This is a genomic window from Tepidiphilus sp. J10 (assembly GCF_006980785.1).
Lineage (GTDB): Bacteria > Pseudomonadota > Gammaproteobacteria > Burkholderiales > Rhodocyclaceae > Tepidiphilus > Tepidiphilus olei.
Map to the genome: position 1 here is coordinate 113,348 of NZ_SBHP01000006.1, position 12,959 is coordinate 126,306.

13 protein-coding genes are annotated in these 12,959 nt (G+C 65.7%); 10 read left to right on the forward strand and 3 right to left on the reverse strand.

What is annotated here, in order from left to right:
• Positions 1–9 precede the first annotated feature (9 nt).
• Positions 10–3,054, reverse strand: coding sequence for an Rne/Rng family ribonuclease (locus tag EPD81_RS08895; protein ID WP_142805084.1), 3,045 nt, complete (start codon positions 3,052–3,054; stop codon positions 10–12).
• A 623-nt stretch (positions 3,055–3,677) separates the two neighbouring features.
• Between EPD81_RS08895 and EPD81_RS08900 the strand changes: the two genes are divergently transcribed.
• Together EPD81_RS08900 and EPD81_RS08905 are read left to right on the forward strand one after the other, a co-directional pair.
• A complete protein-coding gene (locus EPD81_RS08900) occupies positions 3,678–4,634 on the forward strand; it encodes an RluA family pseudouridine synthase (RefSeq protein ID WP_206673329.1) in 957 nt (318 codons plus the stop codon).
• Entirely contained in the window at positions 4,631–5,317 is a 687-nt protein-coding gene (locus tag EPD81_RS08905; RefSeq protein WP_255446505.1) for an HAD family hydrolase, read from the forward strand. Before EPD81_RS08900 ends, EPD81_RS08905 begins: the two co-directional genes overlap by 4 nt.
• On the opposite strand, the gene EPD81_RS08910 is transcribed toward EPD81_RS08905, so the two are convergent.
• Complete coding sequence (locus tag EPD81_RS08910) at positions 5,264–5,977, reverse strand: SAM-dependent methyltransferase (protein WP_185955408.1); 714 nt, start codon at positions 5,975–5,977, stop codon at positions 5,264–5,266. The genes EPD81_RS08905 and EPD81_RS08910 overlap by 54 nt on opposite strands.
• On the reverse strand, positions 5,974–6,555 hold the full coding sequence (locus EPD81_RS08915) for a Maf family nucleotide pyrophosphatase (RefSeq protein ID WP_142805086.1): 582 nt from the start codon (positions 6,553–6,555) through the stop codon (positions 5,974–5,976). Before EPD81_RS08915 ends, EPD81_RS08910 begins: the two co-directional genes overlap by 4 nt.
• A 51-nt stretch (positions 6,556–6,606) precedes the next feature.
• Between EPD81_RS08915 and EPD81_RS08920 the strand changes: the two genes are divergently transcribed.
• The 8 genes from EPD81_RS08920 to fabF all read left to right on the forward strand — a co-directional run bounded on the left by EPD81_RS08920 (position 6,607) and on the right by fabF (position 12,760).
• Complete coding sequence (locus tag EPD81_RS08920; RefSeq protein WP_142805087.1) at positions 6,607–7,095, forward strand: DUF177 domain-containing protein; 489 nt, start codon at positions 6,607–6,609, stop codon at positions 7,093–7,095.
• Between the two features lie 63 nt (positions 7,096–7,158).
• Positions 7,159–7,338, forward strand: coding sequence for a 50S ribosomal protein L32 (gene rpmF / locus EPD81_RS08925; protein WP_142805088.1), 180 nt, complete (start codon positions 7,159–7,161; stop codon positions 7,336–7,338).
• Between the two features lie 80 nt (positions 7,339–7,418).
• Positions 7,419–8,477, forward strand: a complete 1,059-nt coding sequence (gene plsX / locus EPD81_RS08930; protein ID WP_142805089.1) for a phosphate acyltransferase PlsX — start codon at positions 7,419–7,421, stop codon at positions 8,475–8,477.
• On the forward strand, positions 8,474–9,439 hold the full coding sequence (locus EPD81_RS08935) for a beta-ketoacyl-ACP synthase III (RefSeq protein WP_142805090.1): 966 nt from the start codon (positions 8,474–8,476) through the stop codon (positions 9,437–9,439). Before plsX ends, EPD81_RS08935 begins: the two co-directional genes overlap by 4 nt.
• Before the next feature lie 14 nt (positions 9,440–9,453).
• The gene (gene fabD, locus EPD81_RS08940; protein ID WP_142805091.1) at positions 9,454–10,398 is read left to right on the forward strand and encodes an ACP S-malonyltransferase; all 945 of its coding nucleotides are present in this window, start codon (positions 9,454–9,456) and stop codon (positions 10,396–10,398) included.
• A gap of 21 nt (positions 10,399–10,419) precedes the next feature.
• The gene (gene fabG / locus EPD81_RS08945; protein ID WP_142805126.1) at positions 10,420–11,172 is read left to right on the forward strand and encodes a 3-oxoacyl-ACP reductase FabG; all 753 of its coding nucleotides are present in this window, start codon (positions 10,420–10,422) and stop codon (positions 11,170–11,172) included.
• Positions 11,173–11,254: 82 nt separating this feature from the next.
• Positions 11,255–11,494 carry an acyl carrier protein gene (gene acpP, locus EPD81_RS08950; RefSeq protein ID WP_142805092.1) on the forward strand — a complete coding sequence of 80 codons (240 nt, stop codon included), beginning with the start codon at positions 11,255–11,257 and terminating at the stop codon, positions 11,492–11,494.
• Positions 11,495–11,521: 27 nt separating this feature from the next.
• Positions 11,522–12,760 carry a beta-ketoacyl-ACP synthase II gene (gene fabF / locus EPD81_RS08955; RefSeq protein WP_142805093.1) on the forward strand — a complete coding sequence of 413 codons (1,239 nt, stop codon included), beginning with the start codon at positions 11,522–11,524 and terminating at the stop codon, positions 12,758–12,760.
• Positions 12,761–12,959 lie beyond the last annotated feature (199 nt).

Here is a 12,959-nt window from a genome sequence, read left to right on the forward strand (position 1 = left end):
CGCCCTTTTTCAGGCGGCGGGAGGCTGCTCGTCGGCGACGGGTGGGGTCGATTCGACAGAGGACCGCTTGGTCTCCACCTGAACGAGCGGGCCTTCCTCGATCTTGGGCGGGCGCACCACGGGGCGGCCGAGTTGCACGATCACTTCGGTGGGCTCGAGCTCGGCGAGCTTGGCTGGATCGGTTTCCACCCACTGCAGGCCGGCGGCGTCGAGGATCTCGCGCAGGGATTCTGAAGTCGTTTCCGGTGTAGGTGCGGGAGGAGGGGCGGCCGGCCTGCTTGCCATGGCAGATTCGCGGTGAGTCGAAGTGCTCGGCGCACGAGGTTCGCTCGATGACGTGGGAGGAGCCGCTTCTCCACCCTCGGGGGCTGCCGGGGCTCCCTGGGGTGTCGGGCGAGTGGCCGGCGTTTGCTCGGTCGGCTCGGGGTGTTCCCTTTTCGTGGCGTGGCTGGCGGGGGGCTGCATCGCTTCGGGTGCCAGGCCGGCGAGCGGCAGCGGTGCGAGTGCTTCGGCATCTCGGGTTGTTGGTTCGCTTTCGTCACGCGGGTGCCGAAGCGCCTGGGAATCGGCCTGCCATTCGGTCGTTGGGGCATCCGCGCGAGGCGTCACGGTGGCGTGTGGGGTTGCGGCTTCGAGATCCGCGTTCGAACGCCGCGATTCGATCGTCGGTTCGGGGAGTCGTGGCGGCACGATGGTGGGCAGATCACCTGCCTTTTGCTCGGAAGCGGCGGGCTCTGTGGACAGCGCTTCCTCGGTGGCCTCGGCGCGCTTCGTTGCGGCTTTGCGTGCCGGGGCGATCTCATCGGTCCGAGCGGATTCGTCGCTGGCAGCAAGGTCGACTTCGTTTTGCCCCGTTTCTTCGGTCTCGGCGGCTTCGATCGCCTCGGCGGTTTCTCCCATGACCTTGCGGCGCGAGCGCGAACGACGCCGGCGCTTGACGGTGGCCTCCGAGGTGCTCTCGGTCGTGGGTGGGGCGCCTTCGAGGGATTCGGCAGCTTCGTGTACCGTGGCCAGGGTGGTGGGGGGCGCCTCGATGCTGCCGGAGGAGCTCGGTGACGTTGCGGTGCGAGGCTGCGTCGAGCTCTTGTCCGAGGCGGTAGCGCTTTGGGGCGCTGAGGAGGCTGGACGTGCGCCGGGTCGCTCCGAAGATTCTGCGCGGCGCCGGCTCGATTCACGTGAGGGACGGTCGCCACGGTGTCCGTTGTCGTTGCTTCGGGTTCTCGGCTGGCGACGGCCCTCGGGGCGGCGGGCCGATTCGGACGCCTCGGGCTCGGCCGGCGGCGTAGCGGGTTCTTCGGCTTTGGGCGGCTCGTTGCCGCCAGGCCCCATGAGACTGCGGAGCCAGGATTTGAGACGCTGCACCAGAGGGGCCGGTGCGGCTTTCACCTCTGGAGTCTCGGGGGTGGGGGACACGGAAGGGGGTGGGCTGCTCGCAGAGGGCGGCGGTGTCTCGGGGGTGATTCCCTTGACGGCAGCGACCTGCCGCCGGGCAGGTTTGTCCGAGAGATCGACGAGGCGATTGGGTTCGGGCGCGGGCGGCGTGGCGAGCTCGTAGCTCACCAGGGCGACGTCGTGCGTATCGAGTTGATCGTGACGCAGGCGCACCACTTCGTGGACGGGGGTTTCCATGTGCCGGTTGGGGATGACGACGATGCGCACCTTGTGGCGTGCCTCGATGCGGGCGATGTCGACGCGTTTTTCGTTGAGCAGGAAGGTGGCGACATCGACGGGCACTTGAGTATAGACGGCTGCGGTGTTTTCCTTGATCGCTTCTTCTTCGATCAGGCGCAGGATGTGTAGCGCCGCCGACTCGGTGCTGCGAATGTGACCGGTGCCGGTGCAGCGCGGGCAGGGGATGTAGCTCGTCTCGGCGAGTGCCGGGCGCAACCGTTGGCGTGAGAGCTCTAGCAGTCCGAATTTGCTGATTTTGCCCAGCTGAACGCGGGCGCGGTCGTGTTTGATCGCCTCCTTGAGGCGATTCTCCACTTCACGTTGATTCTTGGCCGCATCCATGTCGATGAAGTCGATGACGATGAGCCCGCCGAGGTCGCGCAGGCGCAATTGGCGGGCGATTTCGTCCGCGGCTTCCAGGTTGGTCTTGAGTGCGGTCTCTTCGATGTCGGCTCCCTTGGTGGCACGGCCGGAATTGACGTCGATGGCCACCAGCGCTTCGGTGTGATCGATGACGATCGCTCCGCCGCTCGGCAGATTCACCTGGCGCGAGAAAGCCGTCTCGATCTGGTGCTCGATCTGGAAACGGGAGAAGAGCGGGACGTCGTCCTGGTAGCGCTTGACGCGGGGCACGAAGTCGGGCATGACGTGGGCCATGAATTGGCGCGCCTGCTCGCAGATGTCGTCGGTGTCGCAGAGAATTTCGCCGATATCGGGCTGGAAGTAGTCACGGATCGCTCGGATCACCAAGGCGCTTTCTTGGTAGATGAGGAAGGGGCCGGACTGGGAGGAGGCGGCTTCTTCGATCGCGCGCCATAGCTTGAGGAGATAGTCGAGGTCCCATTGCAGCTCGTCGCGCGTGCGACCGATGGCGGCGGTGCGCGCAATCAGGCTCATGCCTTCGGGGACGTCGAGTTCCTCGAGCAGCGCCTTGAGTTCGGCCCGCTCCTCGCCGTCGATGCGTCGTGACACACCACCGCCGCGCGGGTTGTTGGGCATGAGCACGAGATAGCGGCCAGCGAGCGAAATGTAGGTGGTGAGCGCCGCGCCCTTGTTGCCGCGTTCGTCTTTTTCCACCTGGACGATGAGCTCTTGCCCCACCGAGAGCGCGTCTTGCACCCGGGTGCGACCGTTGGCTTCGGTACTTTTCCAGTAGGTGCGGGCGACTTCCTTGAAAGGAAGGAAACCGTGACGGTCTTCACCGTAGTCGACGAATACCGCTTCGAGACTGGGCTCGATACGGGTAATCACCGCTTTGTAGATGTTGCCTTTGCGCTGTTCGTGTGCTGCCGATTCGATGTCGAAGTCGATGAGCTTTTGACCATCGACGATGGCGACGCGCAGTTCTTCTGGCTGCGTCGCATTGAAGAGCATGCGTTTCATCGTGTCCTTACTCCCGCGCTCGGGACGGACACGAACGGGCAGTGGCCCGACGAGGGTTCGACGTCAGTGCGCAGGAGCACCGTTCCGCGGCGGCCAGGCAGGCCTCACGGAGCAAGGAGCTGCGCCGTGCATTGCGGGGGTCGTGGGGCCGGATCTCGGTGGCACCATGTCGTCGATCGTCTCTTCGGTCTCGTGCCGCTCCGCTGTCGGTGCGGCGTTGCTGCATTCCTGTTCGTGTCCGCCCAAGCCGTTCAAGTTGAGAAAAAAGTCTGTGGCCGGGCGACCCTGGTGTTCCGCTGGTGGCTTCGGCAAGGGGCATGAGACTGGAGCTCCCGGCGCGAAGCGTTCTTTCGGGACATCGCGATCAATTCGCTGCACAGCCGTATGGAGACGTTCTCCGGCGCTCGGGTGTTTGCCCATCTCGTCGAGATGGTCTGGCATCTGTGCTCCGGGCAACTTGCCTTGCGGCTGCTGGCAGCAGGTTCGTTCGCGCGCCCTTCGATTCCGGTCGGGCGGGAGCACGACGTCTTCTCGACGGGCTCGACCGCTCGAAGTCGGTCCACTCCGGGTGGACGTTACACGACGACTCGACCGTGAATCGAAGCGATAGTATATTCGGGAAGATGATGGAACGCAAAATTTCTCCCGCGGCGCAGGAGTGGTGCGTCGATGAGGCGGGCGCCGGGCAGCGCCTGGACAATTACCTCTTGCGCCACCTCAAGGGGGTGCCGAAGAGTCACGTCTATCGCATCATCCGCAGCGGCGAGGTGCGCGTCGACGGCCGTCGGGCGCAGGCGCAGACACGCCTCGAGCAGGGACAGAGGGTGCGGGTGCCGCCGGTGCGCGTGGCCGAGGCACCCGTGCGTCCGGCGATTCCCGCCGGGCCGCCGCTGCCAGTGATCCATGAGGATGAAGACTTGCTCGTCCTCGACAAGCCGGCCGGCTTGGCGGTGCATGGCGGCTCGGGCGTGTCGTTCGGGGTGATCGAACGCTTGCGCGCCGAGCGTCCGGCGGCACCGCTGCTCGAGCTGGTGCATCGGCTCGATCGCGAAACTTCCGGTCTGCTGATGGTGGCGAAGCGCCGCTCGGCCCTGAAGGCGCTGCAGGATGCCTTGCGCGCCGGGCAGGTGCGCAAGCGCTATCTCGCCTTGGTCCACGGCCTCGTCGAGCAGCACGTGCAGCACGTGCGCGCGCCGCTCTTCAAGTACCTCACGCCGGAAGGGGAGCGGCGCGTGCGCGTCAGCTCCGAGGGGAAGGTCGCGCACAGCATCGTGCGGCGCCTGCGGCGCTGGCCGCAGGCGGGTTATACCTTGGTGGAAGTGGAACTGAAGACCGGGCGCACGCATCAGATTCGCGTGCATATGGCGCATCTGGGGCATCCCTTGGTGGGAGACGAGAAGTACGGTCGTTTCGCCGCCAACAAGGCGCTGGCGCGATCGGGATTCGATCGCATGTTCCTGCATGCGGCTTTTCTTTCTTTCATGCATCCGCGCTCGGGGGTGCGCCTCGACCTGGAGGCGCCATTGCCGCCGGAATTGCGGGAATTTTTGGCTGATCTGGGCCCGGGGGAGGAGGGGTGAGCGCATTCGATCTGGTGGTATTCGATTGGGATGGAACGCTGATGGATTCGACGGCAGCCATCGTGCGGGCGATGCAGCGTGCCGCCGAGGATCTGGGCGTGCCGCCTCCGCCGGCGCAGCGGGCGCGGCAGGTGATCGGCCTGGGCTTGACCGATGCCTTGCGTCTGGCACTGCCCGAGTTGCCGGCGCAGCGCTATCCGGAAATGGCGGCGCGCTACCGCCATCATTACTTGTCGCACGACGGCGAGCTCGAGCTCTTTCCCGGCGTCGAGGAGCTGCTTGCGCGGCTCGTGGCGGCCGGGCGCTACGTAGCGGTGGCCACCGGAAAGAGCCGGCTGGGGCTGGAGCGTGCGCTCGATCATTCGGGCTTGCGACGCTACGTCATGGCGTCACGCACTGCCGATGAGTGTCATTCCAAGCCGCATCCACAGATGCTGCACGAGTTGTTGGCCGAATTTGCGGTCGAGCCGGAGCGGGCGGTGATGATCGGCGATACGACGCACGATCTGCTCATGGCCCAGGCGGCGGGAACGCCCGCCATTGGCGTGGCCTACGGGGCGCATCCACGCGAGGCGCTCACGGCCCTGCGGCCGTTGTCGGTGGTGGATTGTGCGGGCGCGCTCGCGCCGCTAGTGCTGGGCGAGAAAGCCGAAGACGGTCGGGCGCTTGCCGAGCGTCGGTAAAGGCTCGGCGCGCCAGCGTGCAACAGGGGCGGTGCGGATCCATTGATCCGGCTGGGTGAGGTGACAGGCCACGCACAGCAGCGTCGTCGGTGCCAGCACCTGCACCAGGGTTTCGAGCATGCGATCGTTACGGTACGGCGTTTCGATGAAGAATTGGCTTTGCTGGTGGGCGCGCGAGGCCGCTTCCAGCGCAGCGATCGCGGCGGCGCGCTCCGGCGCCGGGATCGGCAGGTAGCCGTGGAAAGTGAAACGCTGGCCCTCGAGGCCGCTGCCCATGAGCGCGAGCAGGAGGGCCGAGGGGCCAACGAGCGGCACCACGGCAATGCCGCGCCCGTGCGCCCGGGCGACCAGCGCCGCTCCGGGATCGGCCACGCCGGGGCAGCCGGCATCCGACATCAGGCCGAGATCTTCGCCCTCGAGGCAAGGCGCGAGCAGTACGTCCAGGGCGGCCGGAGTCGGCGCGTCGGGGATGCGCTGCAGCAGTAATTCGCCAATTGGTCCCGGGTGCCCCAGGCGTTTGAGGGCGGCGCGGGCCGGTTTCTCGTTTTCGACGACGAAACGGCGCAGGCGCTGCACTTCGCGCAGGTGTTCCGGCGGCAGCAGCGGCGGCCCTTCATCGCCCAGCGGCGTGGGGATGAGCAGCAATCGCCCGGGGGTCACGGCAGCGTCCAGCCGAGTCGGCGCAGCATCCGCGCCGTGGCGATGAGCGGCAGGCCGATGAGGGCGGTGGGGTCGCTCGATTCGATCACCTCGAGCAGGGCGATGCCGAGCCCCTCGGCCTTGGCGCTGCCGGCGCAGTCGAGCGGCCGTTCGCGCTCGACGTAGCGCACGAGTTCCGCGTCGGTGAGGTCGGCGCGAAAGCGCACCCGGGTGGGCACGAGTTCGGTCTGGGCGCGACCTTGCTCGTCAAGTACGCACACGGCGGTGGAGAATTCCACCGTCCGGCCGCGCATGCGTTGCAGTTGCGCGACGGCACGCTCCACGCTGCCCGGTTTGCCGAAACGCTCGTCGCCGAGATGGGCGACCTGATCGCTGCCGATGACGTGGCAGGCTTCGTCGAGCGTCGCCGCGACCGCTCGGGCCTTGGCTTCGGCCAGTCGCCGGGCCGTCCGTGCCGGGGGTTCGCCGGGCAGCGGCGTTTCATCGACTTGGGGTGCGAGGGCAGCGAAGGGCAGGCCGAACCGTTCGAGGAGCTGGCGGCGGTAGGGCGAGGTGGAAGCGAGGATGAGACGCGTCATGGAGAGGAATTTTTTGACAAAAATTTCAGGAAATCTTATCATTGAGAACTTATGTCGCAAAACGTGACCCTGCCCGATCCGCTGGTGTTCGCACGGGATGCCGATTCGCTCTGCGGCGAGTTCGGATCCGGCGATTTTTCGCGCCTATCCGCTTCCGTGCTCGAATTGGGGGCGGTGCGCTGGCGCGTCTCGGGGGCGTGTCTCGAAGATGGCCGCGCTGCGCTCGATGTGTCCGCTCAAGGTGTAGCCGTTTTGCGCTGCGAGCGTTGCCTGGGGCCGTTGGATTGGGCTTTTGCCGTGGCGCGGCGTTTGTCGCTCTATCGTGCCGACGAGGACATCCCCGAGGAGGAACTCGAGGATGAATCCTGTGACGCGATCCACTTCGCAGGGGCGCTCGACGTGGCAGGGCTGGTGGAAGACGAGATTTTGCTCGAGTTGCCGGTGTTCGCGCGGCATGAAGCCTGCGAACCCCCAGGGCCATGGGAGGCGGGTGAAGCGCTTTCTCCTTTTGCGGTCTTGGCGCAACTGAAGCGCTCGTGAGACAATCCTGAACTTTTTGGGCCGGCATCGTCCGGCCTGTTCGAACTAGAGGAGTATCCGGTCATGGCCGTTCAGCAGAACAAGAAGTCCCCTTCGAAGCGTGGGATGCATCGCGCGCACCAGGCGTTGAAGAACCCGCCGATCGCCGTCGATCCCACCACGGGGGAAGTGCATCTGCGTCATCACGTCACTCCTGGCGGCTTTTACCGCGGCCGTAAGGTGATCGACGTCGGCGGCGAATGATCCCATTCTCTTGCGATCGATGAGCTCGCGCGCTTCGTGCCGCCTCTCGGTGCGCGCTTGCCCGTTTATCGTGACTGATCATGACAGCTTCTGAGCGCGCAAAGCCGTTCGTGCTTGCCGTGGATTGCATGGGCGGGGATCACGGACCGCAAGTCACCTTGCCGGCGATCGAGTCTTTCCTGCGCCGGCGTTCGGATGTTTCCGTGCTTGCAGTGGGGCAGCCATCCGTGCTCGAGGCAGAGGTGGGACGCCTTCGTCGTCGATTCGGGGAGCGAATCGAGCTCGTGCCGGCTTCCCAGGTCGTGGAGATGGACGAGGCGCCCACGTCCGCCATGCGCAACAAGAAGGATTCTTCCTTGCGCGTGGCGATCGAGCAGATCAAGGCGGGCCGGGCGCAGGCGGCGGTCTCCGCGGGGAATACCGGTGCATTGATGTCGATCGCACGCTTCGTGTTGAAGACGCTGCCCGGTATCGATCGCCCAGCCATTGCCACGGTGTTGCCGGCGCGAGGTAGTCGCGTCTGGGTGCTCGATCTCGGGGCCAACGTCGATTGCACCGCCGAGCACCTGCGTCAATTCGGCATCATGGGGTCGCTGCTCGTGTCCGCCGTCGAGCAGGTGGAGCTTCCCCGGGTGGGGTTGCTCAACATCGGCGCCGAAGACATCAAAGGCAATCAGGTGGTGCGGGAAGCCGCGGCGCTGCTGCGTGCCACCGACCTCAATTTCGTCGGCAACGTCGAGGACATCTACTCCGGTCAGGCGGATGTGGTGGTGTGCGACGGATTCGTCGGCAACGTCGCCCTCAAGACGACCGAGGGTCTCGCGCAGATGCTCGCGCTCATCCTGCGCGAGGAATTCAACCGCAGTCTGCTCACCCGCCTCATGGGGCTGGCGGCCTATCCGGTGCTCAAACGTTTCAAGGATCGCGTCGATCCGCGCCGCTACAATGGCGCGGTGTTGGTGGGATTGCGCGGGGTCGTGGTGAAGAGCCACGGCGGGGCCGATGCCTATGCCTTCGGTCAGGCCCTGGATCGGGCGGCCGAGGCGGCGGCGCATCGCCTGGTCGAGCGCATCGAACGAAAAATGGCGGGGGCGTGGCCACGGGCCGCCTCGTCCGTCACCGAGGTGGCATCGTCATGAGATTTTCCCGCATCATCGGCACGGGCAGTCATCTGCCCGGGGTGCCCGTCACCAACGACGATCTGGTTGCGCGCGGCATCGAAACGTCGGATGAATGGATTCGCACCCGCACCGGCATCGCCGCACGGCACTTCGCCGCCGAAGGGGAGATGGCGAGCGACCTCGCCCTCATCGCCGCACGGCATGCCCTGGAGCGGGCCGATTGTCGGCCCGACGACATCGATCTGCTCGTGCTCGCCACTTCCACGCCGGATTACGTTTTTCCCAGTACGGCCACCATTTTGCAGGCCAAGCTGGGCATGACCAATCGGGCGCCTGCGTTCGACGTCCAGGCGGTGTGCAGCGGTTTCGTCTATGCGCTGGCGCTCGCCGACAAGTTCCTGCGCCTGGGGGAGGCGCGACGTGCGCTGGTGGTCGGCGCCGAAGTCTTCTCTCGCATCCTCGACTGGAACGATCGCTCCACCTGTGTGCTCTTCGGCGATGGAGCCGGCGCGATCGTGCTCGAAGCCGATGAGCTGCCGGGTATCCTCGCCACACGGCTGCACGCCGACGGGCGACATCACGCCGAGTTGTGGGTGCCGGGGCAGGTGGGCGCGGGTAAAGTACAAGGAGATCCCTTCGTGCGCATGGAAGGGCAGGCGGTGTTCAAATTCGCCGTCCAGGTGCTCGCCGAAGTGGCGCACGAAGTGCTCGATCTGGCCAAACTGCCGGTCGAATCGCTCGACTGGCTGATTCCGCATCAGGCCAACGTTCGCATCCTGCAAGCCACGGCCAAGCGCTTGGGGCTGCCACCCGAGCGAGTCATCAGCACGGTGGATCGGCACGGCAATACGTCGGCGGCTTCCATTCCGTTGGCGCTCGACGTCGGCATCGCCGAGGGCAAGGTTCGTCCAGGGCAGACGCTTTTGCTCGAGGGCATCGGCGGCGGTTTCACCTGGGGTGCGGCGCTGCTGCGCTATTGAGGAGACGGAGGATCATGCGTTTCATGTTCGTGTTTCCCGGTCAGGGGTCGCAGTCCGTCGGCATGATGGCTCCTTATGAGGGGCTGCCGGCCATCCGTGAGACCTTTGCCGAGGCGAGCGACGTGCTCGGCGAGGATCTCTGGGAGATGGCCCTGTCAGGCCCGGCCGAACGGCTCGCCCTCACGGTCAATACCCAGCCGCTGATGCTCACGGCGGGCGTGGCCGTGTGGCGCGCCTGGCGCGCCCTGGGTGGCCCCGAACCGGCGCTCCTTGCGGGGCACAGCCTGGGAGAATATACGGCATTGGTGGCCGCCGAAAGTCTGTCGTTCGCCGACGCGCTGCCCCTGGTGCGATTGCGCGCCCAGGCGATGCAGGAAGCAGTTCCGGCCGGCGTCGGCGCCATGGCCGCGGTGATGGGGCTGGATGCCGCAGCGCTGGAATCCGTCTGTCGCCAGGCCGCTGCCGAGACGGGGGGTATCGTCGCCCCGGCCAATCTCAATGCCCCGGGGCAGATCGTCATCGCCGGGCACAAGGAGGCGGTCGAACGCGCCGCAGCGCTCGCCAAAGAAGCCGGAGCCAAGCGCGCCGTGCCGCTGCCGGTGAGCGCCCCTTTTCACTGCGAACTGATGAAACCGGCCGCCGAGCGGCTTGCCGAGCGCCTCGCCGGCATCGCGCTGCGCCCGCCGCGTATTCCCGTGCTGCACAACGTCGATGTCGCCGAACACCGCGGCCCGGAGGAGATTCGCCGTGCCCTCGTCGAGCAGGCCTGGCGCCCCGTGCGCTGGATCGAGACGATCGAAGAGGCGGCGCATCGCGGCATCACGCACGTCCATGAATGCGGGCCCGGCAAGGTGCTCGCCGCGCTCACCAAGCGCATCGTCAAGGACCTCGAGGGTGGGGCGCTCGCCGACGCGGCGAGCCTGCATGCGGCGCTCGAGGCGCTCGGCATCAAGGGCTGACAAGGAAGAGGGGAAGACATGATCCAGTTTCGCCTCGACGGCCAGACGGCCGTCGTCACGGGAGCCTCCCGCGGCATCGGCCGAGCCATCGCACTCGCCCTGGGGCAAGCGGGGGCCAAGGTGATCGGTACGGCGACCACCGACGAGGGGGCTGCCGCCATCTCCGAAGCGCTGCGCGCCGAGGGTATCGCCGGCGAGGGGATGCGGCTCGACGTCACCGACGCGGCTGCGGCCACGGCCTTCATCGGTGCCGTCGAACAGCGCCACGGCCCCATCGCCGTGTTGGTGAACAACGCCGGCATCACCCGCGACAATCTCGCTCTGCGCATGAAGGACGAGGAATGGGACGCCGTGCTCGACACCAATCTCAAGGCGACTTTCCGCCTATGCAAGCTCGTGCTCAAGGGGATGATGAAGGCGCGCTACGGCCGCATCGTCAACCTCACCTCCGTGGTGGCGCATTCAGGCAACCCCGGTCAGGCCAATTACGCCGCGGCGAAAGCGGGCGTGGCCGGCATGAGCCGCTCGCTCGCGCTCGAACTGGGTAGCCGTGGCATCACGGTAAATTGTATCGCCCCCGGTTTCATCGACACCGACATGACCCGGGCGCTCGGCGACGAGGCCCGCGATGCCCTGGCCGGTCGCATTGCCCTGGGTCGGTTCGGTTCGCCGGAAGAAGTGGCCGCGGCAGTACTCTTTCTCGCCTCGCCGGCGGCTTCTTACGTCACCGGCGTCACACTACACGTCAATGGCGGCATGTACTTGGCGGCCTGACGTGTAACGAACCATTGCAAACTTCCCAACTTTGGTAGAATAATCCCGTTTTTTCCACATCCCGTTCAAGGAGTTTCCTGAAATGGAAAACATCGAGCAGCGTGTCAAGAAAATCGTCGCCGAGCAGTTGGGCGTCAATGAAGCCGAAATCAAGAATGAATCCTCCTTCGTCGAGGATCTCGGCGCAGATTCACTTGACACCGTCGAACTGGTGATGGCGTTGGAAGAAGAGTTCGAATGCGAGATTCCGGACGAAGACGCCGAAAAGATCACCACGGTGCAGCAGGCCATCGACTACATCACCAACCACGCCAAGAAATAATCCCCTTTTTCGACTACGGAGCCAACCTTGACCCGTCGCAGAGTCGTCGTCACCGGGATGGGTATCGTCTCCCCGGTGGGTAATACCGTCGAAGAAGCTTGGGCCAACGTCGTTGCCGGGCGCTCCGGCATCGTTCCCATCAGTCGTTTCGACGCCTCCGGTTTTCCGGTGCGCATCGCCGGCGAGGTCAAGGGATTCGACGTGGAGGCCTATATCCCGAAGAAAGAGGCGCGCCGTATGGACGTCTTCATCCACTACGGGATGGCGGCTGGGATCCAGGCCATGCGTGATTCGGGGCTCGAAATCACCGAAGAGAATGCCGAGCGCGTAGGTATCAACATCGGCTCCGGCATCGGCGGTCTGCCGATGATCGAAGAAACGCATGGCGAATTCCTCAAAACCGGTCCGCGTCGGATCTCCCCCTTCTTCATTCCTGCCACCATCATCAACATGATCGCCGGACATCTGTCGATTCACTTCGGCATCAAGGGGCCGTGTCTGGCGATGGTGACCGCCTGCAGTACCGCTACGCACTGCATCGGCGAGGCGGCGCGCATGATTCAATACGGCGACGTCGACGTGATGATCGCCGGCGGAGCCGAATCGACGGTAACGCCGCTGGCGATCGGCGGGTTCGCTTCGGCGAAGGCACTGTCCACGCGCAACGAAGAGCCCGAACGTGCGAGCCGCCCCTGGGACAAAGACCGCGACGGGTTCGTGCTCGGCGAGGGAGCCGGGGTCCTGGTGCTCGAGGAATACGAGCACGCCAAGGCCCGCGGTGCACGCATCTACGCCGAGGTGGGGGGTTATGGCATGAGCGCCGATGCCTTCCACATGACGGCGCCGTGCGAGGATGGCGATGGGGCCATGCGCTGCATGCGCAACGCCCTCAAAGACGCGCGCATGGCACCCGACGAGATCGACTACATCAATGCCCACGGCACCTCCACGCCGCTGGGCGACGTGGCCGAGACGGTGGCGGTGAAGCGAACCTTCGGCGAGCATGCGCGGCAGCTGGTGGTGAGCTCGACCAAGTCGATGACCGGGCATCTGCTGGGCGCAGCCGGTGGGGTCGAGGCCGTGTTTACCGTGCTCGCGCTGCATCACCAGGTCGTGCCGCCTACGATCAATCTCGAAGAACCCGGCGAGGGGTGCGACCTCGACTACTGCCCAAACGTCGCCCGTCCCACCCGCATCCGTGCGGCCCTGTCCAATTCCTTCGGCTTCGGCGGCACCAACGGCACGCTGCTCTTCAAGCGGATGTGAATGATAGATGGATGGCGGCCCGATGAAGCCACGCCGGCTCGTCGTGCCGCTACCGAGGTTCGCGATTTTTCTGGCGCTCACCCTGGGTACGGCGAGCGTTTTCCTCTCCGTCCTCTACTTTCGCTGGCCGGTAACGCTCATGATCGGTGCGGCTCTCGGCATCTCTGTTCGGCGGTTGTTCCGCCGCCCGTCGGCGAGA

What these genes read in the sequence shown, in the direction of transcription:
- EPD81_RS08895 (WP_142805084.1), bottom strand. Translation starts at nt 3,054, where the DNA reads ATGAAACGCATGCTCTTCAATGCGACGCAGCCAGAAGAACTGCGCGTC.
- EPD81_RS08900 (WP_206673329.1), top strand. Translation starts at nt 3,678, where the DNA reads ATGATGGAACGCAAAATTTCTCCCGCGGCGCAGGAGTGGTGCGTCGAT.
- EPD81_RS08915 (WP_142805086.1), bottom strand. Translation starts at nt 6,555, where the DNA reads ATGACGCGTCTCATCCTCGCTTCCACCTCGCCCTACCGCCGCCAGCTC.
- EPD81_RS08920 (WP_142805087.1), top strand. Translation starts at nt 6,607, where the DNA reads ATGTCGCAAAACGTGACCCTGCCCGATCCGCTGGTGTTCGCACGGGAT.
- rpmF (WP_142805088.1), top strand. Translation starts at nt 7,159, where the DNA reads ATGGCCGTTCAGCAGAACAAGAAGTCCCCTTCGAAGCGTGGGATGCAT.
- plsX (WP_142805089.1), top strand. Translation starts at nt 7,419, where the DNA reads ATGACAGCTTCTGAGCGCGCAAAGCCGTTCGTGCTTGCCGTGGATTGC.
- EPD81_RS08935 (WP_142805090.1), top strand. Translation starts at nt 8,474, where the DNA reads ATGAGATTTTCCCGCATCATCGGCACGGGCAGTCATCTGCCCGGGGTG.
- fabD (WP_142805091.1), top strand. Translation starts at nt 9,454, where the DNA reads ATGCGTTTCATGTTCGTGTTTCCCGGTCAGGGGTCGCAGTCCGTCGGC.
- acpP (WP_142805092.1), top strand. Translation starts at nt 11,255, where the DNA reads ATGGAAAACATCGAGCAGCGTGTCAAGAAAATCGTCGCCGAGCAGTTG.